This is a genomic window from Mesorhizobium sp. RCAM 05104 (assembly GCF_059683645.1).
This window is the reverse complement of record NZ_CM185033.1, coordinates 6,265,275-6,287,583: the sequence shown is the minus strand read 5'-3', so window position 1 is coordinate 6,287,583 and position 22,309 is coordinate 6,265,275. Positions and strand designations below refer to the sequence as shown.

The 22,309-nt window shown below is 64.4% G+C and carries 19 protein-coding genes; 7 read left to right on the top strand and 12 right to left on the bottom strand.

The window, feature by feature from the left end; genetic code table 11:
- Positions 1-43: 43 nt before the first annotated feature.
- Positions 44-1,597, bottom strand: a complete 1,554-nt coding sequence (locus tag AC56QP_RS30760) for a trimethylamine methyltransferase family protein (protein ID WP_497100937.1) — start codon at positions 1,595-1,597, stop codon at positions 44-46.
- A gap of 12 nt (positions 1,598-1,609) precedes the next feature.
- Entirely contained in the window at positions 1,610-4,024 is a 2,415-nt protein-coding gene (locus AC56QP_RS30755; protein WP_489862072.1) for a GcvT family protein, read from the bottom strand.
- Between the two features lie 303 nt (positions 4,025-4,327).
- On the opposite strand from AC56QP_RS30755, the gene AC56QP_RS30750 reads away from it, so the two are divergent.
- Positions 4,328-5,806: an esterase-like activity of phytase family protein gene (locus AC56QP_RS30750; RefSeq protein ID WP_489862073.1), complete on the top strand. Its 1,479-nt coding sequence runs from the start codon at positions 4,328-4,330 to the stop codon at positions 5,804-5,806.
- A 55-nt stretch (positions 5,807-5,861) separates the two neighbouring features.
- Here AC56QP_RS30750 and AC56QP_RS30745 read toward each other — a convergent pair whose 3' ends face one another.
- Entirely contained in the window at positions 5,862-6,650 is a 789-nt protein-coding gene (locus AC56QP_RS30745) for a L,D-transpeptidase (RefSeq protein ID WP_489862074.1), read from the bottom strand.
- A gap of 263 nt (positions 6,651-6,913) precedes the next feature.
- Between AC56QP_RS30745 and AC56QP_RS30740 the strand changes: the two genes are divergently transcribed.
- Together AC56QP_RS30740 and AC56QP_RS30735 are read left to right on the top strand one after the other, a co-directional pair.
- A complete protein-coding gene (locus AC56QP_RS30740) occupies positions 6,914-8,386 on the top strand; it encodes an MATE family efflux transporter (protein ID WP_489862075.1) in 1,473 nt (490 codons plus the stop codon).
- A 168-nt stretch (positions 8,387-8,554) separates the two neighbouring features.
- Positions 8,555-9,130, top strand: coding sequence for a TMEM175 family protein (locus AC56QP_RS30735; RefSeq protein WP_489862076.1), 576 nt, complete (start codon positions 8,555-8,557; stop codon positions 9,128-9,130).
- Between the two features lie 83 nt (positions 9,131-9,213).
- On the opposite strand, the gene AC56QP_RS30730 is transcribed toward AC56QP_RS30735, so the two are convergent.
- Positions 9,214-9,495, bottom strand: coding sequence for a hypothetical protein (locus AC56QP_RS30730; RefSeq protein ID WP_091580374.1), 282 nt, complete (start codon positions 9,493-9,495; stop codon positions 9,214-9,216).
- Positions 9,496-9,651: 156 nt separating this feature from the next.
- Between AC56QP_RS30730 and AC56QP_RS30725 the strand changes: the two genes are divergently transcribed.
- On the top strand, positions 9,652-10,518 hold the full coding sequence (locus AC56QP_RS30725; protein ID WP_489862077.1) for an SDR family NAD(P)-dependent oxidoreductase: 867 nt from the start codon (positions 9,652-9,654) through the stop codon (positions 10,516-10,518).
- Positions 10,519-10,605: 87 nt separating this feature from the next.
- Here AC56QP_RS30725 and AC56QP_RS30720 read toward each other — a convergent pair whose 3' ends face one another.
- From AC56QP_RS30720 to AC56QP_RS30710, 3 genes are all read right to left on the bottom strand, one after another.
- Positions 10,606-11,031, bottom strand: coding sequence for a low affinity iron permease family protein (locus AC56QP_RS30720; RefSeq protein WP_489862078.1), 426 nt, complete (start codon positions 11,029-11,031; stop codon positions 10,606-10,608).
- A 257-nt stretch (positions 11,032-11,288) separates the two neighbouring features.
- The gene (locus AC56QP_RS30715) at positions 11,289-11,930 is read right to left on the bottom strand and encodes a DapH/DapD/GlmU-related protein (protein ID WP_489862079.1); all 642 of its coding nucleotides are present in this window, start codon (positions 11,928-11,930) and stop codon (positions 11,289-11,291) included.
- Between the two features lie 85 nt (positions 11,931-12,015).
- Positions 12,016-12,504: a CreA family protein gene (locus tag AC56QP_RS30710; protein ID WP_091580363.1), complete on the bottom strand. Its 489-nt coding sequence runs from the start codon at positions 12,502-12,504 to the stop codon at positions 12,016-12,018.
- A gap of 193 nt (positions 12,505-12,697) precedes the next feature.
- Here AC56QP_RS30710 and AC56QP_RS30705 point away from each other — a divergent pair, with 193 nt between their 5' ends.
- From AC56QP_RS30705 to AC56QP_RS30695, 3 genes are all read left to right on the top strand, one after another.
- Positions 12,698-13,276, top strand: coding sequence for an SCO family protein (locus AC56QP_RS30705; protein WP_489862080.1), 579 nt, complete (start codon positions 12,698-12,700; stop codon positions 13,274-13,276).
- A gap of 86 nt (positions 13,277-13,362) precedes the next feature.
- Positions 13,363-14,235: a 50S ribosomal protein L11 methyltransferase gene (locus AC56QP_RS30700; RefSeq protein ID WP_489862081.1), complete on the top strand. Its 873-nt coding sequence runs from the start codon at positions 13,363-13,365 to the stop codon at positions 14,233-14,235.
- Positions 14,236-14,365: 130 nt separating this feature from the next.
- Positions 14,366-16,210: an aminopeptidase P family protein gene (locus tag AC56QP_RS30695; protein WP_489862082.1), complete on the top strand. Its 1,845-nt coding sequence runs from the start codon at positions 14,366-14,368 to the stop codon at positions 16,208-16,210.
- A gap of 127 nt (positions 16,211-16,337) precedes the next feature.
- On the opposite strand, the gene AC56QP_RS30690 is transcribed toward AC56QP_RS30695, so the two are convergent.
- The 5 genes from AC56QP_RS30690 to recN form a co-directional block, all read right to left on the bottom strand.
- Complete coding sequence (locus AC56QP_RS30690) at positions 16,338-16,634, bottom strand: AzlD family protein (protein WP_202353569.1); 297 nt, start codon at positions 16,632-16,634, stop codon at positions 16,338-16,340.
- Positions 16,631-17,359, bottom strand: a complete 729-nt coding sequence (locus AC56QP_RS30685; RefSeq protein ID WP_489862083.1) for an AzlC family ABC transporter permease — start codon at positions 17,357-17,359, stop codon at positions 16,631-16,633. The genes AC56QP_RS30690 and AC56QP_RS30685 overlap by 4 nt, the downstream gene beginning before the upstream one ends.
- Before the next feature lie 112 nt (positions 17,360-17,471).
- Complete coding sequence (locus AC56QP_RS30680; protein WP_489862084.1) at positions 17,472-18,164, bottom strand: DUF2461 domain-containing protein; 693 nt, start codon at positions 18,162-18,164, stop codon at positions 17,472-17,474.
- Positions 18,164-20,368 carry an NAD-dependent DNA ligase LigA gene (gene ligA / locus AC56QP_RS30675; protein ID WP_497100938.1) on the bottom strand — a complete coding sequence of 735 codons (2,205 nt, stop codon included), beginning with the start codon at positions 20,366-20,368 and terminating at the stop codon, positions 18,164-18,166. Before ligA ends, AC56QP_RS30680 begins: the two co-directional genes overlap by 1 nt.
- Positions 20,369-20,626: 258 nt before the next feature.
- Positions 20,627-22,300, bottom strand: a complete 1,674-nt coding sequence (gene recN / locus AC56QP_RS30670) for a DNA repair protein RecN (protein WP_497100939.1) — start codon at positions 22,298-22,300, stop codon at positions 20,627-20,629.
- Positions 22,301-22,309 lie beyond the last annotated feature (9 nt).

The window sequence follows — 22,309 nt, the reverse complement described above, 5'->3', positions numbered from 1 at the left end:
AAAGTTGCGGTAGGCGCAGGGGTCTCTGGCGGCTGCTCGCGCCTCACGACACCGGTGCTGCTCCGCCCTCTGCAGTGCGCCGCGCGATGAATTCGTCGAGCACGCCTGATGTTGCGACAGCCGTTGCCGGCGGGGCGAAATCGGCAAGTGTGCGTCTCCAGACACCGGTGGCGCGCTCGCTTGCCGTCTTCGACCCGCTTTGCGTCCAGTTGCCGAAGTTCGACCAGTCGGCCACCAGCGGCTCATAGAAAGCGGTGCGGTAGCGCGCCATCGTGTGGCCGGCCGAGAAGAAATGGCCACCCGGCTGCACTTCGGCGATCGCCTCGAAGCCGATCGTATCGGTGTCGCCAGGCGTCGCGGCACACAGTTCAGCCACCGTCTGCAGCGCCTCGATGTCGGTGATCAGCTTCTCGAAGGAGACACTCAGGCCCCCCTCCAGCCAGCCGGCGGCATGAATGCACATCGTCGCTCCGGCCAGCACCGAACCCCACAGCGCGAACTGCGTCTCGTGCGCCGCCTGTGCGTCAGAGATGTTCGCCGCGCTGCCACCGCCCGACCGCCACGGCAGGCCGGTGAAGCGCGCCAGCTGGCCGGCCCCTAATGTCGCCTTGACGTGCTCCGGCGTGCCGAAAGCGGGCGCACCCGATTTCATGTCGACATTGGAGGAGAAGGAACCGTATACGACCGGCGCGCCGGGCCGCACGATCTGCGCCAGCGTCAGCCCGGCCAGCGCTTCGGCATGCTGCAGCGTCAGCGCGCCGGCGACCGTGATCGGCGCCATGGCGCCCGCCAGGCAGAACGGGGTGATGACGGAGACCTGCCCGGCCCTGGCGAAATCGATGATGCCTTGCGCCATCGGAATGTCGAGCTGGCGCGGCGAGTTGGTGTTGATGACGGTGTAGCAATGGGCATTTGCCAGGAACTCGTCCTCCGACAGGCCACGCGCCAGCCGCAGCATCTCGAAGCCGTCCTCGACCTGCGGGGTGCCGCGCGCGAAGACGAACGGAAACTTGTCGGACAGCGTCAGCTGCGCGCGGTTGACGGCGTAATGGCGAAAACGGTTGTCGACATCCTGTGGCTCGATGCACGGTCCCAGCATATGCAGCACGTCGAAATGCTGCACCAGCCGGATCAGGTCCTCGAAATCGGCCAGCGTTCCCGGCCGCCGGCCGCGCTCGAGATCGGTGACGTTCGGCGCCCCGCATCCGGCCAGGAAGGTCATCGAGCCGAGTTCGAGGCTGAGGTCGCGGGACCGAGAACCGGCATGAGCGAGGATCGATTTCGGCGCCGAGGCCAGAGCCGCCGTCACCATGTCGCGGCCGATGCGCACCATGTCGGTGTCCGGGTCGACCAGGGCGCCGGCGTCGGCGAAAACCTCACGCGCCCGCGGCAGCAGCACCTTGATGCCGAGCTCTTCCAGCACGCGCAATGCCGTGTCGTGGATCGAAGCGACCTGATCGTCCGAAAAGATCGGCTGCGGCAGGAACGGGTTCTTCAGTGAACGGTAGTTGGGATGGCGGCTGCTCTCGCTGCCGGCCTCGCCCGTACGCCCGCGCCGACGTTCGCGCCTGCTGTCTCGTGCCGCGTCATCGATCATCGGAAATCCTCCTCATTGCCGCATCGCCTTACCCTGGGGATCGTAGGGCGAGGCCGCGATGACGCGCGCCGGCCGCTCTATGCCAATGATATGGACCGAAAGCGCGGTGCCCTCGCCCGAGAAATCGCGGTCGACGAGCGCCAGCGCCAGGCTTTTGCCGACCGCATAGCCGTAACCGCCGGAGGTAACGAAGCCGACACGCCGGCCCTGATGCCAGACCGGCTCGAAGCCGCTGGCGTCGGCGTCGATGGCATCGATCTCCAATGTCACCACGCATTGGCGAGCATCGCCGCCATCACGCTCCTTCAATGCCGCCGCGCGGCCGATGAAGTCACCCTTGTCGAAAGCGATGAAGCGGTCGAGACCGGTCTGGCCCGGCGTGTAGCCCTGCGTGAATTCGCGCGACCAGATGCCGAAGCTTTTCTCCAACCGCAGCGCATTGAGCGCATAGTAGCCGATCTCGGCCAAACCGAGATTCTCACCGGCGGCCAGCAGAGTCTCGCGCAGGCCGGCATGCATGGTCACCGGGCAACTGATCTCGAAGCCGAGCTCGCCGGCGATCGACAGCCGCGCCATGCGAGCCTGCACCATGCCGATGTCGAATGCGCCGCAGGCCATGAATGGCAGTACCGCGCCGGACACATCCTGATGCGTCGTGCGTTCCAGGATCCTGCGCGCATTCGGTCCAGTCAGCAGGAAGCCGCTCATCGTGTCGGAAAGGTCGGTAACGGTGATGCCCGCCGCCGCATGGCTCTCGAACCAGCGCATGTGAAACTCACGCAGATAGTAGGAGCCCATCAGCCAATAGTCGCCGCCACCCCAGTTGAAGACGGTGAGGTCGCCCTTCAGCCGCCCGTCATGGCCGAGCATCGGCGCGAGCCTCGCCTGCCCCGGCCTTGGCAGCCTGCAGGCAAGCAGCCGGTCGAGCCATGCCTCCGCGCCGGGCCCGGACACGGCATAGCGCGAATAGGCCGAGATATCGACAAGGCCGGCGGCGCGCCGCACCTGCAGCGCCTCGTCGCCGACAATGTCGAAGGCGTTGGAGCGCCGCAACGTCGTGTTCTCGGCAAACCCCATCGGCGCGAAATAGGCCGGAATTTCCAGCCCCCATGACGCCGTCCATTCGCAGCCCGCCGCCGTCATGCCGTCATAGGCGCCGGGGCGTTTCAGCGGCCGGCCGGCGGGCAGCCGCTCATTGGGAAAGGTCATGACGAAACGGCGCGAATAGAATTGCCGCGTCGTCTGCTTGAGATAGCAGCGGTTGGCGGCGAAGGCGCCGTAGCGGGCAATGTCCATGCCGAAAATGTCGGCTTGCGGCTCGCCGAAAATCATCCATTCGGCCAGCGACTTGCCGACGCCACCACCCTGGCTGAAGCCGGCCATGACGCCGCAGGCGACCCAGTAGTTCCTGAGGCCACGCACTGGCCCGACGATCGGATTGCCGTCGGGGGTGAAGGTGAAGGCGCCGTTGACCCATTTGCGGATGCCGGCCGTCGCCAGGCAAGGAAAGCGCTCATAGGCCTTGGACAGCTCCGGACTGATGCGGTCGATATCTTCCGGGATCAGCTCGATGCCGTAGTCCCACGGCGCGCCATCCATGTTCCAGTGCTTGGGGTTCTGCTCATAGACGCCGAGCAGCACGCCCTTGCGCTCTTGCCGAAGATAGGAAAAGCCGTCGAGATCGACGGCAAGGCCGAGCTCCTTGTCGAGAGCGGCAACCTCCGGAATGTCCTCGGTGATGAAATAATGGTGCTCCATCGGCGTCACCGGCAGGTCGACGCCGGCCATGCGGCCGAGCTGCTTTGCCCACAGCCCGCCCGCATTGACGACATGCTCGGCGACGATGGTGCCCTGTTCGGTGACGACGTCCCAGCTTCCGTCGGCGCGCGCCTTCAGCTCGACGACCCGGTTGCGCAGGATGATGTCGGCACCGCGCTTCTTCGCGGCGCCCGCATAGGCATGCGTCGTTCCATAGGGATCGAGATGACCTTCGTTGGAATCATGCAGGCCGCCGAGCACACCCGTGACATCGACGATCGGGCAGATTTCCTTGATCTCTTCCGGCGTTACGAGGCGGGCTGTCTCGATGCCGACCGACTGGAACACCGCCCAGGCCGATTTCAACCATTCCCAGCGCGCGGGATCGCTGGCGATATTGACGCCGCCGGTCATGTGCAGGCCGGCGTTCTGGCCGGATTCGGCCTCGATCTCGCGATAGAGGTTGATGGTGTAGTCCTGCAGCGCAGCGACGTTGGGGTCGGCATTGAGCGCGTGGAAACCGGCCGCGGCGTGCCAGGTCGAACCGGCCGTCAGCTCTGCACGCTCGATCAGCGCCACATCGCTCCAGCCGAACCGCGTCAGATGGTAGAGCACCGAGGCGCCGACCACGCCACCTCCGATGACGACTGCACGGTAGCGCGATTTCAACGCATCCCCCTCCCTGTCAGAAGCAGCACCATATATGCACTGGACATAAGTGTCCAGTGCAACACGAACACATCATGCCTGATCGAACCGATGCGTGACCGGGTGACCAATTCTGTGGCGCCAGCGCACGGTTTTATCGGCGCGTGAGCAAGCCGGCGGGCATGCGTGGCCCGCTGTCACGCAAGCATCATGTTCGCGCCGTAGACCGTTTTTGGAGAGGCGCGCGCGGCATCGTCGATGTGGCGCCTCTTTCAGCTTTCATCCTTCGGCCGCTTCGGCTCGCTTTGTCACAAGGGATCATCCATGAAACACCTGTACCGAACCGCGTCGCTTGGCGTCGCGCTGGCATTGTTCACCGCCTTGACGCCGGCGCTCGCCGACAGCACCGCGACCGTCGGCGGCCTCGTCAACAAGGGCCTGGTCGGCGTCGGCCGCATCCCGGCCGGTCTGCGCGACAAGTTCGGCGAGACGTTCGGCTCGGGCTCCGGCATGGCGATAGACACATCAGGCTGGACGCATGATGCGGCTGGCTACAAGGGCTCGCTCTGGCTACTGCCGGATCGCGGCTACAATGTCGCCGGCACCACCGACTACCGGCCGCGCCTCAACACCATCGCCATCGAGTTCTCCCCCGTCGCGCCGGGCGCCGCTCCTGCTGCCGGCCAGGAGCAGACAGACGTCAAGGCGACGCTGGCCGACAGCCTGCTTCTCACCGACGACAAGGGCGCGGACACCACCGGGCTCGACCCGTTGTCGGATGTCCGTCCGGCCGCCGGCGACATGCCGCTGCTGCCCGCCGCCACCAATGGCAAGCTCGCCCTCGACAACGAGGCGATTGTGCGGCTGCCCGACGGCTCGATGTTCATCTCTGATGAATATGGCCCGAACATTTACCGGTTTTCCGCCGAAGGCCGCCTGCTGTCGGCGACCCAGCCGCCGACAGCGCTGGTACCGATGCGCAAGGGCGCGCCGAACTTCTCCTCGGACAACCCCGGCCCCGGCGCTGCCGACCCCGATCCCAAGGATCCCGACACCGGCCGCCAGAACAACCAGGGCCTAGAAGGCATGGCGATGACGCCGGACGGCAAGTTCCTGATCGCCGTGCTGCAATCGGCGGCGAGGCAGGATGGCGGCGATTCCGGCTCGACGCGCCAGAACACCCGCGCCCTGGTCTATGACGCCTCCGACTTCGCCCATCTGAAGCTGGCGCATGAATATATCGTGCCGCTGCCGGTGTTCACCGATGCCAAGGGCAAGACCAAAATCGCTGCGCAGAGCGAGATCGCGGCGCTCTCGGACCAGACGTTTCTGATGATCACGCGCGACAGCAACAACGGCCAGGGGCTGAAAGGCGACACCTCGCTCTACCGCGAGATCAACATCGTCGATCTCTCCTCGGCAACCGACATCGCCGGCGGCGCCTTCGACTCTGCCGACAAGCCGGTGGCGCCAAAGGGCGTGCTTGATCCCTCGGTGACACCAGCCAAGCTGACGCCGTTCATCGACATCAACGACAACGCCGAGCTTGGCCGCTTCGGCCTGCACAATGGCGCGCCGAACGACCACAACAACCTGTCCGAGAAATGGGAGGCGATGTCGGTGGTCAGCGTGCTCGATCCGAAGCTGCCCGACGACTATTTCCTGTTCGTCGCCAACGACAACGACTTCCTCACCCAGGACGGTTTCCAGGTCGGCGCGCCCTACAAGGCCGATGACGGCGCCAATGTCGACACCATGTTCCTGGTCTATCAGGTCACGCTTCCAGGCCTCGCCAGGAAGTAGCGATCGCTGCGGGGCGGGCGCGCTTGGCGCGTCCGCCCGAGCAGAGGGTGAAGGCTTACTTCAAGAACTCGGCGTCCTTCGGCACGCCGGCATCGATCGGCTCGGCCGTCCTGCTCGACACGGCCATGATCTTGCCGGCAGGCGACAGGTTCGGGCGCACGAAGACCGGCGCGGGTCCATTGACGCGGCTGTAGAGGTCGATGATGTCCTGGTTCATGAAGCGCACACAGCCCGACGATGCGTTCTTGCCGATGGAATCCCACTCCGGCGTGCCGTGCAGCCGGTACATCGTGTCCTTGCCGTCGCGGAACAGATAGAGCGCGCGGGCGCCTAGCGGGCTCTGCGGGCCGGGCGGCATGCCGTCCTTGTATTTGGCCAGTTCCGGCCGGCGCTGGATCATTTCCGGCGGCGGCGTCCAGACTGGCCACTTCTTCCTCGCCTGAACCACGGCGCTGCCGGTCCATCCGAAACCGGCCTTGCCGAGGCTGACGCCATAGCGGATAGCCTTGCCGCCGTCGCGCACCAGATAGAGGAAGTGCTCGGAGACATCGACGACGATCGTCCCAGGCTTTTCCCCGGTCGGATCGGACACGATCTGGCGCACGAACTTCGGATCGAGCTTGGCCACCGGGATTGCCGGCAGTTGATAGCCCTCGTCGACGCGCGCCGCGTACATGCTTGCGGCATCGCCGAAAGCCGGCTCGGGTGGCGGCGCTGTCACCGGTGGTGTCACCACCTCCGTCGTGGTGCACGCCGAAAGAGCCACGGAGGCCGCGCCCAAAGCGGACGCACCAAGAAACGCGCGCCGGCTCAGGCGCTCAGAAAAAAGCGGAATATCGGACATGAACCCCCCGGTCTATCCATCAGATTTCAGAGCATGATCCCGAAAAGTGGAAACCGGTTTTCGGAAAGATCATGCTCAAACAAAGATATGCGGCCCCACGCGGCGACGATCAATATCCTATTCCAGAGGCTTTGAGAACATGATTGGATCGAGGCACGCCAGATCATCTCAGGCCAATCTTTTCCGATGCCGCATCGACCTGCCTCGTTGAATCGGCGATCATCGCGAACCGGACTCACGGAAGCTTCGCCGAGTTGCCAGCCATGGACGAAAAAATGCCCGCGCGTCGGCGCACCGGCGACCTGACCAGCGGTCCGATCCCGCGCACGCTTCTGCTGTTCGCCTTGCCGGTGCTCGGCTCCAACGTGCTGCAGTCGCTCAACGGTTCGATCAACGCCGTCTGGGTCGGCCGTTTCCTTGGTGAAGCGGCGCTGACCGCCACCTCCAATGCCAACCTCGTGCTGTTCCTGATCCTCGGCACGGTGTTCGGCATCGGCATGGCGGCGACCATCCTGGTGGCACAGTCGGTCGGCGCCCGCGACCTGCCCGAAGCCCGCCGCATCGTCGGCACCAGCGCCACCTTCTTCTTCCTTGTCTCGGTCGTCTTCGCCGTCTGCGGCTGGATCTGGGTCGACGGCATCCTCAACACGCTCGGCACGCCGGCCGACGCCTTGCCGCTCGCCCGCTCCTACCTGCGCATCATCTTCGTCGCCGTGCCGATGATGAACCTTCTGTCCTTCGTCATGACCGTGCTGCGCGGCGCCGGCGATTCGCGCACACCCTTCATCTTCATGGCGCTCGCCGTCGTCCTCGACATCGTGCTCAACCCGCTGCTTATCCGCGGCATCGGCCCGTTTCCCGAACTCGGGATCGCGGGATCGGCTACCTCGACGCTGATCGGCCAGACGGTGAGCGTGATCGCCATCCTCGTCGTGCTCTATGCGCGCAAGCATCCGTTGCGGCTGGCCGGCGCCAATCTCGCCTTGCTGCGGCCCGATCCCGCATTGCTGCGCATCGTCGTCTTCAAGGGCGTGCCGATGGGCCTGCAGATGATCGTCATCTCGGCGGCAGCACTAACCGTGATGGGCATCGTCAATTCCTACGGCTCGCGGGTCGCCGCAGCCTATGGCATCGCCGCCCAGCTATGGACCTACATCCAGATGCCGGCGCTCGCCATCGGTGCGGCGGTCTCCTCAATGGCGGCGCAGAATGTCGGCGCCAAGCGCTGGGACCGGATCGGCCGCATCGCCGCCTCCGGCGTTGGCTTCAACCTTGTCCTGACCGGCGCTCTCGTCGCGCTGCTATGGGTCTTCGATCGCTCGATCCTCAGCCTGTTCCTGAGCAGCGACAGCACGGCGATCGACATCGCCGCCCACATCAACAAGGTCGCCTCCTGGTCGTTCATCCTGTTCGGCATCACCATCGTGCTGTTCGCCACGGTACGCGCTACGGGTGCGGTGATGCCGCCGCTGATCATCCTGGTGATCTCTGTGCTGGTCGTGCGCACCGGCTTTGCCTATTTCATGCGCGGCGTGATCGGCGAGGAGGCGCTGTGGTGGAGTTTTCCAGCCGGCTCGATCACGTCGCTGATGCTGGCCGCGGCCTACTACCGTTTCGGCCGCTGGCGCACCATGCACATGATCGAGAACAGGCCGGCCGCCGGCGAGCCGCCGGACACCGGGCTTGGCGTGCCACGCCAGCGCGCGCATATGACGCCCGAGACACCGAACGGCTGAACGATCTGGCACCAGCGGGGGTTCGTCGACCGCCGGCCAGGCAATACTCAATGGCTCTCATGGTCCGCCTGCACAAAGTGCGGGCCATCTTCCGGTCGCCCGGCCACATGGCGGGTAGCCGCACGTCCCGCCATCGCGTAGATTTCGCCCGACATTCGGGGGAGTTCCATGGGCAAAGGCAGGGTCGAGGCATTCACCGATGGCGTGGTGGCGATCATCATCACCATCATGGTGCTTGAACTGAAGGTTCCGCATGGCGAGGACCTTTCAGCCCTGGTGCCGCTGTGGCCTGTCTTCCTCTGCTACGTATTGTCCTTCATCAATGTCGGCATCTACTGGAACAATCTGCACAACATGTTCCACACGGTGCAGCGCGTCGACGGCCGCGTGCTGTGGGCGAACCTCAATCTGCTGTTCTGGCTGTCGCTGATGCCGGCAACGACGGCATTCATGGGCGAGAATCATTTCGCGCCGGTGCCGGTCGCCGTCTATGGCGCCGACCTTGCGCTATGCGCTATTGGCTTCAACATCCTGACCAGCGCTCTGCACCGGCTTCACGGCGGCGACAGCGCCTTTGCCAGGGCTCTCGGCAGCGACCGCAAGGGCAAGATCTCGCTCGCCTTCTACCTCGCGGCGATCCCGCTCACCTTTGTCAGCCAATGGATTGGCGTCGCGATCTACGTAATGGTCGCGACCGTATGGCTCGTGCCGGATACGCGTTTCGCTCGGATGGTCGAAAAGTAGCTCTTTTGTTTGACGCAATTCCCAAGGGAAAGCGTTACGCGCTTTTCCCGGGAAAACCGCTCCACACTTTTCCTGGAATTGCTCTACGTGCGCATCGCTTTCAGCTTTTCCGCCACCGAAGCGGCAAGATCGGCATAGCGTTCCTCCAGCCGTTCCGCCGCCTTGATGATCGAGAAATCATGGCCGAACTTTTCCAGCGCCATGCGCAGCTTCTCGACGAACTCGGCTTGTTTCTCCAACGCGGAAAACAGCGTCTTCACCTGTGCCTCGCTGATATCGGGGTTGGCCAGCATCTGTGGCACCTCGCGGCCCATCTGGTCGCCGGTGGCGGTCTGCTGCTTCAGAATTTCGACCCAGTCCGTCAATCAGGAAATCTCCGTTTTTGCCAAGGCAGCATGCGCAGCCTCGGCCGGAGTGGTCAACCCGGACAACCGTGGAACGCGGACAAGGGTGGAGACGGGCTTGCGCAAGCCCGTTCCAGCGCTAAGTTCGGCGTCACTGAAAGAAGGAACCGATAGCCCATGATCACCGACGCCGAGATCCAGACCGCCCTGCCCGCGCTTGGCCCGGGCAACACCGCCGTCATCACCGGCGCGGCCAGCGGTATTGGTCTTGCGGCCGCCAAACGGCTTGCGTTGATGGGCATGAAGATCGTCCTCGCCGATGTTGCCGGCGCACGCCTTGACGATGCCTCGCGCGCGGTGGCGGCCATTGCCGGAGATGATGCGGTGCTCCCTGTCGCCGCCGACGTTTCGAAGGCGGAAGACGTGGACCGTCTCGCCGACAGGGCGTTCGGCGCCTTCGGCGACGTGTCGCTGCTGATGAACAATGCCGGCGTCGGCAACAACCCGGGAAAGCCCTGGGAAAACCGCGACGCCTGGAAGCGGCTGCTGGACATCAACTTCTGGGGCATCGTGCATGGCGTCGAGGCGTTCGCGCCGCGCATGCTGGCATCGGCCAAGCCCGGCCTGATCATCAACACCGGCTCCAAGCAAGGCATCACCACGCCGCCTGGCAATCTTGCCTACAATGTTTCCAAGGCCGGGGTGAAGACCTTCACCGAAGGCCTGGCGCATGCCTTGCGCAACGAACCCGGCGCCCATGTCGCCGCCCATCTGCTCATCCCCGGCTTCACCTATACCGGCCTGACCGAAGGCGCGACGGAGAAGCCGGCCGGCGCCTGGACCGGCGAACAGGTTGTTGATTTCATGCTGGAATCCCTGACCAGGGGCGACTTCTACATCCTGTGCCCGGACAATGAGGCGGCACGGCCGCTGGATGAAAAGCGCATGGCATGGGCGATCGGCGACATCATCGAGAACCGGCCCGCTTTGTCGCGCTGGCATCCGGACTACAAGGAGCCCTTCGCTGCGTTCATGAAACAATGAACATGACTGCATGCACTGACCTCCGGCGTGGAGAGATCATGGCCAAACAAGAAACCGATGCTGGTTCCGAATTAAGTCCCTGACGCTTCAGGCCGCCTGCTTTTTCGGCCCGCGCTTGCGCGCCACGGCCTTTTTTGCCGCCATCGTTGCTATCTTCTCGTCATGCCGCTTCGCCGCCCGCTCGCATTTGTCGCGGATTTCCTCGACCTCGGATTCGGTCAGGTGCTCGATGCCGATAAAGCGGTTATGGCCCTCGCTGACCCGGATCAGCTCATCCAGCTTGGCCTGGATCGCCGCGCCATCGCGGTTCTGGGTGTTCTGGATGAGAAACACCATCAGAAAGGTGATGATGGTCGTGCCGGTGTTGATGACCAGCTGCCAGGTGTCCGAAAAGCCGAACAGCGGCCCACTCAGCGCCCAGACGATGATGATCAGGCAACAGGCGGCAAATGTCGGCGGCAGGCCGGCGAGATGGGCGACGGTGTTGGCGATCCTTGTGAAGAGCTTTTCCATTATCGAGATCCCTCGATGGCTGCCGTGCGACGAGAAACAACTGGCGGCGCTTCAGGTTCCCGCCGGAAACAATACAACCGGCACAATTCAATACACGCTTCGCGCGAAGAAGCGGAAAACACACCCACTCCCACAGGCAGAGAGCCTGCTCCCTCCGCTTCACAGCGTTTGCCTCCAGCGCCTTCCGTCGCGCCACCCCGCATGGCGCGGAGCATAGGCCCGTTGATGCCCTGAACGCTCAAGCGCTCGCATGCGGCTTAGACCGCGCTGTCTTCCCAGCGATCGAGGAAGGCCTCGATCGGTATGGCCTGCATGTCAGGAACCGCCCTCGCCAGCTTTTCGACCGGCCAGTCCCACCAGGCAAGGCGCTCGATGCGCGCCGCGATGTCGGCGACGAAACGTGGCCTGAGTGGTCTGGCCGGCACGCCGGTGACGATCGTGTAGGGCGGCACGTCATGCGTCACCACCGCATTGGCACCGATGACGGCGCCATTGCCGATACGCAGGCCCGGCATGATCACCGCACCGTGGCCGATCCAGACGTCATGACCGATGGTCACGGCTTGCGCTTGGCGTCGCTCGCGGAACGAGGCATCGACGCCCAGCCAGCGAAAATACTCGTTCGGCCGGTAGCTGACCTTGTGCTGGGTCAGCCGCTCGATGGGATGGTCCAGCGCATTGACGCGGCTGTTGGCGGCGATCGAGCAGAATTTGCCGATCGTCGCGTAGATTGCTTCCGAATGGCGCTCGAAATAGGAGAAGTCGCCAACCGTCACTTCGCGCAGCACCACCCGCTCGCCGATCGAGGCATAGCGACCGAGCTTGCACCCCTTCAATTCCGCGGTCGGATGGATGCGCGGCTCGGGGTCCTTCGGGACGAGACGTTCTGAACGATCCATGCCGGCGGCTTTACCCCCGGACGATTGGCCCCGCAAGCGGGGCCAATCGTCCGTCAGACCAGTTCCGGGAAAGAGTTAGATCCACCTACTTCGGCTTGCCGTTGGTCCACACGACGTTCTGGCCGTAAAGCGGCACGGTGGTGACCGACATTTTCGCCGAGCCGTTCTGCACCTGGCGCGAATGCGACAGATAGATCAGCGTCTCGTTGGCCTTGTCGTAGATGCGGTTCACCACCTGCTTCTTCCAGATCAGACTGATGCCTTGCTTGAAAACTTCCTCGCCGGCCTCGCTCATGTCGATGTCGCCGATGGTGATCGGTCCGGTCTGGCGGCAGGAGATCGAGGAATCGGAAGGATCCTCGAACCAGTTGCCCTTGTGCAGGCGGTCGATGATGCCGCGATCGAAATAGGAGACGTGGCAGGTCACGCCCTCCACCTTCGGATCCTTGATCGCCTCGACGATGATGTCGTTGCCGAGCCAGTCGACACCGACCTTGCCGACTTCCTCGGCGACGGCCGCACCGGCGCCAAGGACAACACATGCGGCCAGCGCGCCGCCGATCAGTTTTCGCAAGGAGTCTCCCGCGGTTCGAGTTTTCCGGTCTCAGGTGGGGCGAACAGCTTGGCTTTGCAAGCAGATACGTCAACACCATATGCTATTGCGGCAACGCGGCACTTTGCCTGGACGGGGTCGAACCGCTAAGACTGTCGCGCTGGCGCGGCATGGAGCCGGCGCCACCGATGATTTCTGCGGACGGACCTTACTGATGATGCGTTCTATTCTGGTCGGCATTCTCGTACTTATGGCGGCCGGCATCGGCTGGCTGACCTTCGACTGGTACCGCGGCCATTATGGCGGCGAGCCTTTCGGCACCGCCTTTACCCTGGTCGACCAGAAGGGCGCGCCGATCACCGAAGGCGCCTTCAGGGGCCAGCCCAGCGTCGTCTTCTTCGGCTTCACCCATTGCCCCGAGGTCTGCCCGACGACGCTGTTCGAGCTGGCCGGCTGGCTGAAGACGCTCGGCGACGACGGCAAGAACCTGCATGCCTATTTCGTCTCTGTCGATCCGGAGCGCGACACGCCGGAAGTGATGAACGCCTATGTCAGCAATTTTTCCGACCGCATCACCGGCATCACCGGCGACCCGGACAAGGTCCATGCCATGGCCAAGTCGTTCGGCATCTACTGGAAGAAGGTCGACACCGGCGACGGCGACTACACGATGGACCACACCGCCTCGGTGCTGCTGCTCAATGCCAAGGGCGAATTCGCCGGCACGATCGCCTATGGCGAAAGCGCGGATACGGCAATCGCAAAATTGAAGCGGTTGGCGGCGAAGGGCTAGAGCATGATCCCCAAGAGCGGGAACCGGTTTTCTCAGACAAACGGTTCCGTCTGTCCAGAGATCATGCTCGAACAAGAAATGCATTCATGACCCAGACGCGGCTTCATTTCATCACCCGAAAGAGCGAGGCAGACCTCATTTTCGCGGCGTTCGAGGCCGCCTTCGAGGATGAGGGCCTGCCGATCGCCGTGCTCGAGGTCGATGAGGACCAGGACATCCACGAAGTCTCGCTCTATGCCGATGGCGATGTCGACGCGGTCGAGGCGCGGGTGAAGGACGTTCTTGCTGGCCTCGCGCTGTCCAGGCCGGTCGAACGTGAGTCCCTGCCCGACATCGACTGGGTGGCGCGCTCGCTGGAAGGGTTGAAGCCGGTGCGTGCCGGGCGTTTCTTCGTCCACGGCGCCCATGATCGCAGAAAGCGCCACAGCGGCGAACTCGCCATCGAGATCGAGGCCGGCCTTGCCTTCGGCACCGGCCACCACGGCACCACCGCCGGCTGCCTGGAGATGCTGGAAAGGGTCGTGCGGCGCGAACATCCGCGCAATGCGCTCGACCTCGGCACCGGCAGCGCGGTGCTGGCCATCGCCGTCGCCAAGCTGGCGCATATTCCGGTGCTCGCCACCGACATCGATCCGGTGGCCGTGAGGGTCGCTGCCGCCAATGCGCGGCTCAATCACGTCAAGGCGCTGGTCGAAACGGTGACCGCGCCGGGCTTTCATCACCCGATCTTCGGCAAGCGCGCGCCTTTCGATCTCATCGTCGCCAACATTTTGGCGCGGCCGCTGATGCGGCTTGCGCCGCAAATGGCCGATCACATCGCGCTAGGCGGCTCGATCGTGCTGTCAGGCATCCTCGAACGCCAGCGCGACGCCGTGATCTCGGCCTATGTCGGCCAGAACTTCCGCCACGTGCGCACCTTGCACCGCGAAGGCTGGGTAACGATCCATCTCAAGCATTAAGACCGGCCGGCCTGGACCAAGCGCGTTTGGTTGTCAGCCAGGCAGCGCTGTAGCAGTTTGCGCCGGCTGGAAATCGATTCCGCTTTCCAGGGCCATACGCTACGGTCGCGCGAGTACAAGGAGGCCCACCATGTTCCAGACCTTCGATTCCGCCGGCGACCCGACAGTCGGCAAGCCGCGCGTGGCGCTGCTGCGCCAATGGCTGGCGGCCAACGGGCTGGACGGCTTCATCGTGCCACGCGCCGACGAGCACCAGGGGGAATACGTCGCCGACCGTTCGGCGCGGCTGAAATGGCTGACCGGCTTCAGCGGCTCGGCCGGTGTCGCCATCGTTCTGCGCGACCGCGCCTTCGTCTTTGTCGATGGACGCTACACGCTGCAGGTGCGGGGCGAGGTCGATCTCGACATCTTTTCGATCGAAAGCCTTGTCGACAACCCGCCGGCTGCCTGGCTCCGGGAAAACATCGGCAAGGGTGCGCGGCTCGGCTTCGATCCCTGGCTGCACACCATAAGCGAGGTCAAGGCGTTGCAGGCCTCGGCCGACAAGTCCGGCGCCGTGCTGGTGCCACTCGACAAGAACCCGATCGACATCATCTGGAAGGATCAGCCCGAGGCGCCGGTGGCCCTGGTCGAGCTTCACCCGATCGGCTTTGCTGGCGAACTCGCCAAGGACAAGCTGGCGCGGCTGGCGATGGCGATCGGCAAGGACGGCGCCACCCATGCCGTGCTGACCGACCCTTCCTCCATCGCCTGGGCTTTCAACATCCGTGGCGGCGACGTGCCGCACACGCCGCTGGCGCTCGGCTTCGCCATACTGGCGACCGACGGATCGCACCAGCTTTTCATGGATCGGCGCAAATTCTCGCGTCAGGTCGCGGCCTACCTCACCCAGCTTGCCGATCTGCACGAGCCCGACGAATTCGAAGCGGCGATCTTGGCTCTCGCCAAGGGTGGCGCGAAAATCGCGCTCGACCCGGTGCTGGCGGCCGACAGGTTGCGCATGCTGGTCGAGGACAATGGCGGCACCGTGATTGCCGCGCCAGATCCCGCCCGCATCCCGCGCGCGACGAAGAACCAGGCCGAGATCAACGGTTCTCGCGCCGCGCATCGCCGCGATGGCGCCGCGGTGGCCAAGCTGTTGTGCTGGCTGGAGCGCCAAGAACCGGGCTCGCTCGACGAGATATCGGTCGTCACCAGGCTGGAGGAGACGCGCCGGCAGACCGGCGAGGAAACCCAGATGCCGCTGCGCGATGTGTCCTTCGACACCATTTCCGGCGCCGGCCCGAACGGCGCCATCATGCATTACCGGGTGTCGCGCGCCACCAGCCGCAAGCTGCAGGCCGGCGAACTGTTCCTGCTCGATTCCGGCGGGCAATATCAGGACGGCACCACCGACATCACCCGCACCGTGCCGGTCGGCCAGCCGACCCAGGAAATGCGAGAACGCTTCACGCTGGTGCTGAAAGGCATGATCGGCATTTCCACGCTGCGCTTTCCCGCCGGCACGCGCGGCTCGGAAATCGATGCCGTCGCGCGCATGGCGCTGTGGAAGCATGGCTGCGACTTCGCCCACGGCACCGGCCATGGCGTCGGCTCCTACCTTGCCGTGCATGAAGGCCCGCAGCGCATCGCCCGCACCGGAACCGAAAAGCTGCTCGAGGGCATGATGCTGTCCAACGAGCCGGGCTACTACAAGGAAGGCGCCTACGGCATCCGCATCGAGAACCTTATCCTGGTCACTCCGGCGGCACAGGTCGAAGGCGGCGACATCGCCATGCACGGCTTCGAGACGCTGACGCTCGCGCCGATCGACAAGCGGCTGGTGCGCACCGACCTCCTGACGCGCGACGAACTGCAATGGCTCGACGCATACCATGCGCGCGTGCTGGCCGAGATCGGGCCGATGCTCGATGGCGAGACGCTGGCCTGGCTGGAAAAAGCGACCGCACCGCTGCCGCACGACGCCAAGATCTGAGGTGAGCCACTTTCTCCCCGTTCTACGGGGAGAAATACTCGGCATGAGGGGCAGCGCCTCGGCATGAGGGGCAGCGCCTCGGCATGAGGGGCAGCGCCAACGGTCCAAAGCGATCGCGCCTGGAAGATCAGCCAACAAATTGCCGCGCGACGATCAACACCGCTGCCCCCGCCAGGAACATCGACATCAGCCCGCCGCGCAGCGAAACCACGGCCGTGACGACCAGCGCCGCCCATTCCGCCGGCCCGGCATTCAAAAGCTCCGGCGCCACCAGCGTCGTCAGCACAGCCGCCGGCACGGCGTTGAGGCCGGCCTCGACGCGCGGATGGATGTTCTCGAAGCGCGAGATGACCAGATGTCCGCCGATGCGCGTGAGATAGGTGGCGATCGCGCCGGCGATGATGATCCAGAATGTCGTGCTCATGGCCGCACCTTCACGCCGCTGTGGTGGGGCGGCAGGATGACGGCAAGTAGCACGCCGGCAACGGCGCCGATCGAGACGTGCCAAGGCGAGCCCACCGTCTTGTAGGCGATGATGGAGGCGCAAGCACTGGCGATGACCACCGGCAGCCACAAGGGCCGCTTGCGGAAGCCCATCACGAGGCCAAGAAAATAGATCGGCAATAGGAAATCGATGCCCAGCGCATGCGTGTCGGGGATGAGCTTGCCGAACACCGCGCCGAGCGCGCTTTCGATCACCCAGAACACATAGACCGGCAGGCCAAGTCCCAGATACCAGGCGAAGCCGACCGTCCGGCCGGACGCCGCCCTCGCCTCGGCCACCGCGAATTGCGGATCGGTGAGGATGAAATAGCCAAGCGCCTGCTGAATGATCGGCCAGTGCGCGATGCGCCGGCCGATGCCGGCGGAATAGAGCACATGGCGGAAGTTGACGGCAAAGATCGACAGCACGATCAGCCACGGCGCGACATGCTGGCCGAACAGCTGGATGCCGACCATCTGGCTGGCGCCGCCAAAGACCAGCGCGCTCATCAGAAAGGCTTCGAGCACGGAAAATCCGTTGTCGACGGCAAGCGCCCCGAACAGCACCGCGAACGGCGCCGACGCCACGACAACAGGCATCGAGAGCCGCACGCCCTGCCAGAAATCGCTCTTCGCGCGGCTTTCGGAAATTGCTTCTGCCGTCATGACCACTCCCTGGGCAAGGGCCTGATGTAGGAAGCGCCGCCTGCCTTGTCACACGAATTCGCTTGAGCCAAACGATCAGCGGAAATGATCGTCACGGCGCCCTGTCGAAAGGCTAGTCGGCAAGGACTTTGCCCTCTATAGCCCTGCCCCAGTCGAGCAGCGGCTTGGCGCGCACGGTAAAATCGACGAGTTCGTCGACCAGTGCCGGACCATGGATTCCAGCCGGATCGATTGCGTGCCGAACGACAAAATGCCGATTGCGGATAGCGGCGACAAGATCCGCGTCGGCGACATCATCGAAGCCGCGTGGCGTGCGCTTCATGCAGCCTTCGGTGTCGAGTTCGAGCCCGTTTTTCTTCAACGCCTTCACCATGGCGCGAAACTTGTCGGGCTGCGTCGCGATGGCCCTGCGCATCGCCAACAGCAGCACGGCCCCCGGCTGCCACCAGGCAACGCCGGCAAAGCAACCTTCAAGCCCGATATGGACGTAGAACACGCCCTGCTCCATCTTGGTGCCGTCGGGCGACAGAATGGCGGACAAATGCCGGTTGTAAGGCCGCTTGTCCTTGGCGAAGCGCACGTCGCGGTTGATCCGGAACAGCGACTTCTTGCGGTCGCCGCGCAGGCCGAGCCCCGCGGCTGTGAAACGCTCCGTCAGCGTTTCGACCAGATCGCCAAACGGCTCGCGCAATTCCCTTTCGAACAGGTCGCGATTTTCCAGGAACCACTCCCGGCTCTGGTGGAAATCGAGCGCCTTCAGGAACGGAATGGCCTTTGGGCCGAAGCCTTTGAATGCACTTTCCATCACGCCTTGCCGATCCGCACCAGCCAGGCGTCCTCGTCAATCACCTCGATGCCGAGTTCGCTGGCCAGCTTGAGCTTGGAGCCGGCGCCCGGCCCGGCCACGACAAGATCGGTCTTCGCCGAAACCGAGCCCGCCACCTTGGCGCCGAGACGTTCGGCCATCGCCTTGGCTTCGGAGCGCGTCATCTTTTCCAGCGAGCCCGTGAACACGATTGTCTTGCCAGCGACCACGCTGTCAGCCGAGACGTTCACGATGTACGGCTTCGGCTTGACCTGCGCGAGCAGTGCTTCGAGCACATCGTCGTTGCGTTCATTGCCGAAGAAATCGCGCAGCGCGCCGATCACCGTGTCGCCGATGCCGTTGACCGATGGGAAAACGGTGTGCGGATCGGCCGCCGCCGCTGTCTCCCTGCCGACACGGATCAGTTCCTCGATGGTCGAAAAGGTTCGGGCAAGCACGGCGGCCGTCGTTTCGCCGATATGGCGGATGCCCAGCGCGAAGATGAAACGATCGAGTTCGGGTTCGCGGCGAGCGTCGATGGCGGCGAAGAGCTTGTCGAGGCCTTCGTAGTTGCGTTCCTCGACACTGCGCACATTCTTGCGCGTCTTGCCCGAGGCGGCCTCGCGCTGCCTGGCCTGCTCCTCGCGCCGCTCGGCCAGCGCCTTGGTGACGGCGGGGCGCCGATCCCTGAGCGTGAAGATATCGGCGGCTGTCTTGATCAGTCCGGCATTGAAGAAGATATCGATGTTCTCGGCGCCCAGGCCTTCGATATCCATGGCGCCGCGCGACACGAAATGGCGCAGTCCTTCCACGGCCTGCGCCGGACAGATCAGTTCACCGGTGCAGCGTCGGCGCGAATCTTCCTTGCCGGTCTTCTCGTTGATCTCGCGCGTGGCCGGCGAACCGCAGATCGGGCAGGTGTGCGGGAATTCGTAAGGCACGGCATCGGGCGGACGCTTGTCGATGACGACGCTGACGATCTGCGGAATGACGTCCCCTGCCCGCTGGATCACCACCGTGTCGCCGATGCGCACATCAATGCCGTCGCGGATCGGCTGGCCGGTGCTGTCCAGACCCTTGATATAATCTTCGTTGTGAAGCGTGACATTCTCGACCACGACGCCGCCAACCGTGACGGGCGCAAGCCGCGCAACCGGTGCCAGCGTGCCGGTACGGCCGACCTGGATGTCGATCTTCTGCACGATCGTCATCGCCTGTTCGGCCGGGAATTTGTGCGCGACGGCCCAGCGCGGTTCGCCGGTGACGAAACCCCATCTGCGCTGCAGTTCCAGCTGGTCGACCTTGTAGACGACGCCATCGATGTCATAGCCCAGCGACGAGCGCTGTTCCTCGATCCGATGATAGTGCGCGATCAGCTCGTCGGCCGACTTCGCCCGCACCATCAGCGGACTGATCTTGAACCCCCAATCGGCGAATCTCCGCACCGATTCATATTGGGTCGGAGCGGGATCCTCCGTTGTATAGCCCCACGCATAGGCAAAGAATTTGAGATTGCGGCTGGCGGTGACGGATGGGTCCTTCTGCCGCAGCGACCCGGCCGCCGTATTTCGCGGATTGACGTAATCCTGACCGCCGGCCGCGGCCGATCGTTCCTTCAGTGCCTCGAATTCCGCATAGGTCATGTAGACCTCGCCGCGTATCTCGATGACCTCCGGCCAGCCCGAGCCCTTCAAGGTCTTGGGGATGTCTGCGATGGTCTTGAGATTGGCGGTGATGTCCTCGCCGACCGTGCCGTCGCCGCGCGTTGCGCCCTGCACGAACACGCCGCCTTCATAGCGCAGCGAAGCCGACAGCCCGTCGATCTTCGGCTCGGCCGTGAAGGCGATGTCGAGGTCCTTGTCGCGGTCGAAGAACCGCCGGCCACGTTCGATGAAATCGGCGACATCCTCATCGGTATAGGCCTTGGCGAGGCTGAGCATCGGCACGGCATGGCGTACCTTTGCAAAACCTTCGGCCGGCGCTGCACCCACCCTGCGTGATGGCGAATCCTCGCGCACGAGCGAGGGGAAGCGCTGTTCGATGGCGAGGTTGCGCCGCGTCAGCGCATCATATTCCGCGTCCGTGATAACAGGCGCGTCCTCGGTATGGTAGTGCCGGTCGTGCTCGGCGATCTCCTCCGCCAGGCGTTTCAGCTCGGCCTCGGCCTCGCTTTCCGTCAGGGCATCGACTGGTTTTTCCGACATGGTTTCAGATCCGGCTCCCAGTGCATGCCGCCCAAAAGTGGCTCCGGTTTTGGGAGAACGACATGCATAAAACAAAGACCCAAAGCGCGTCGCCCGAATCCGTTCGGACGCGACGCGCTTTTGTGGTCCGCGACCATAGATCAGCTTTCGGATTCAAGGGAGCCAAAATTCTGACAAAACCGCGCCGAAACAGCAGGATGGCGCCACAAGCTGACTCCGTGCCAAAGCCCGGATCATGCCGGCCCGGCGACCATGCGGTCAGGAAGCGGCCGTGTTCTCGCGCAGCAGGCGCTCGGCGGCGGCGCGCGCCTCGTCGGTGATGGTGGCGCCGGCCAGCATGCGCGCGATCTCTTCCTGCCGCGCCGGTCGGTCCATCTCGGCAATGCCGGTCGCGACGCGATCGGCGCTGCCCGACTTGGAGATCAGGAAATGCGTCGCCGCGCGCGCCGCCACTTGTGGCGCGTGGGTCACCGAAAGCACCTGGACGCGCTTCGACAGTCGCGCCAGCCGCTGGCCGATGGCGTCCGCGACGGCGCCGCCCACACCGGTGTCGATTTCATCGAACACCAGTGTCGGCGCCGAGCCACGATCGGCCAGCGCCACCTTCAGCGCCAAAAGGAAGCGCGAGAGTTCGCCACCGGACGCCACCTTCATCATCGGCCCGGGCCGTGTGCCGGGATTGGTGCGCACCCAGAACTCGATCTGGTCGATGCCTTCTTCCATGCGGCTCTCGGCCTCGCTCTTCATCTCGACGATGAAGGCGGCGCGCTCGAGTTTCAGCGCCGGCAGTTCGGCCATGACGGCCTTGGTCAGGCCGACCGCGGCCGCATGACGAAGCGAGGAGAGCTGTGCGGCGGCAATGTCGTAGGTCTCGCGCGCCGCGGCGCCCTGCTTCTCCAACCCGTGCAGGCGCTCTTCACCGGCATCGAGATCGGCGAGATCGGCCGACATCGTATCTCGCAATTGCGCCAGGTCGTCGACGGCGACGCTGTGCTTGCGGGAAGCCGCGCGCAATGAAAAAAGCCGCTCCTCGGCCTTCTCCAGCCGCTGCGGGTCATATTCGGTGGCGCGCAGTGCGGCCTCGACGCCCGACTGCGCCGCGTCGAGCGACAGCATCGCCTCGTCGAGCGACTTGACCACGTCATCGAGCAGGCCGGGCGCTTCCGTCACCTTGCGTTGCAGTCGCCGCAACAGGCTCGCCAGTTGCGGCAGGGGCGAAGACGGGCCGGAAAGCACATCCTGCGCGTCATGGATTTCCGATGCGATCTTCTCGGCCCGCATCATCGACGCGCGCAGCTCGGCAAGATCGGTCTCCTCGCCGGGCTGCGGGTCGAGCTTTGTCAGCTCCGCGACCGCCGCACGCAGATAATCGGCCTCGCGCGCTGCTGCCGCCACCTTGGCACGATGTCGGGAAAGCTCCTGCTCGCAGGCGCGCCAGTGCCGCCATGCCTCGCCGGTTGAACGAACGGCTCCGAGATGGCCGCCAAAGGCATCGAGCACCTCGCGGTGGGCGCCGGGATCAACCAGGGCGCGTTCATCGTGCTGGCCGTGAATTTCGACCAGCGCGCGGCCGACATCGCGCATCAAGGTTACGCTGGAGGGCTGATCGTTGACGAAGACGCGGGTGCGGCCGTCGGCCGTCTGCAGGCGGCGCAGGATGATGTCGCCGTCATCGTCGATTGCGTTGTCGGCCAGCAGCGCTCGGGCGGGATGATTGCGCGGCACGTCGAAGACGGCGATGACCTGGCCTTGCGCCGCGCCATGGCGAACCAGCGAGGCGTCACCGCGCGCGCCGAGCGCCAGCGACAAGGCATCGAGCAGGATGGATTTGCCGGCACCGGTTTCGCCGGTCAGCACCGAAAGACCGGGCGCAAAATCAATGTCCAGCTTCTCGATCAGGACGATATCGCGGATCGACAGTCTGGATAGCATCAGAACCTG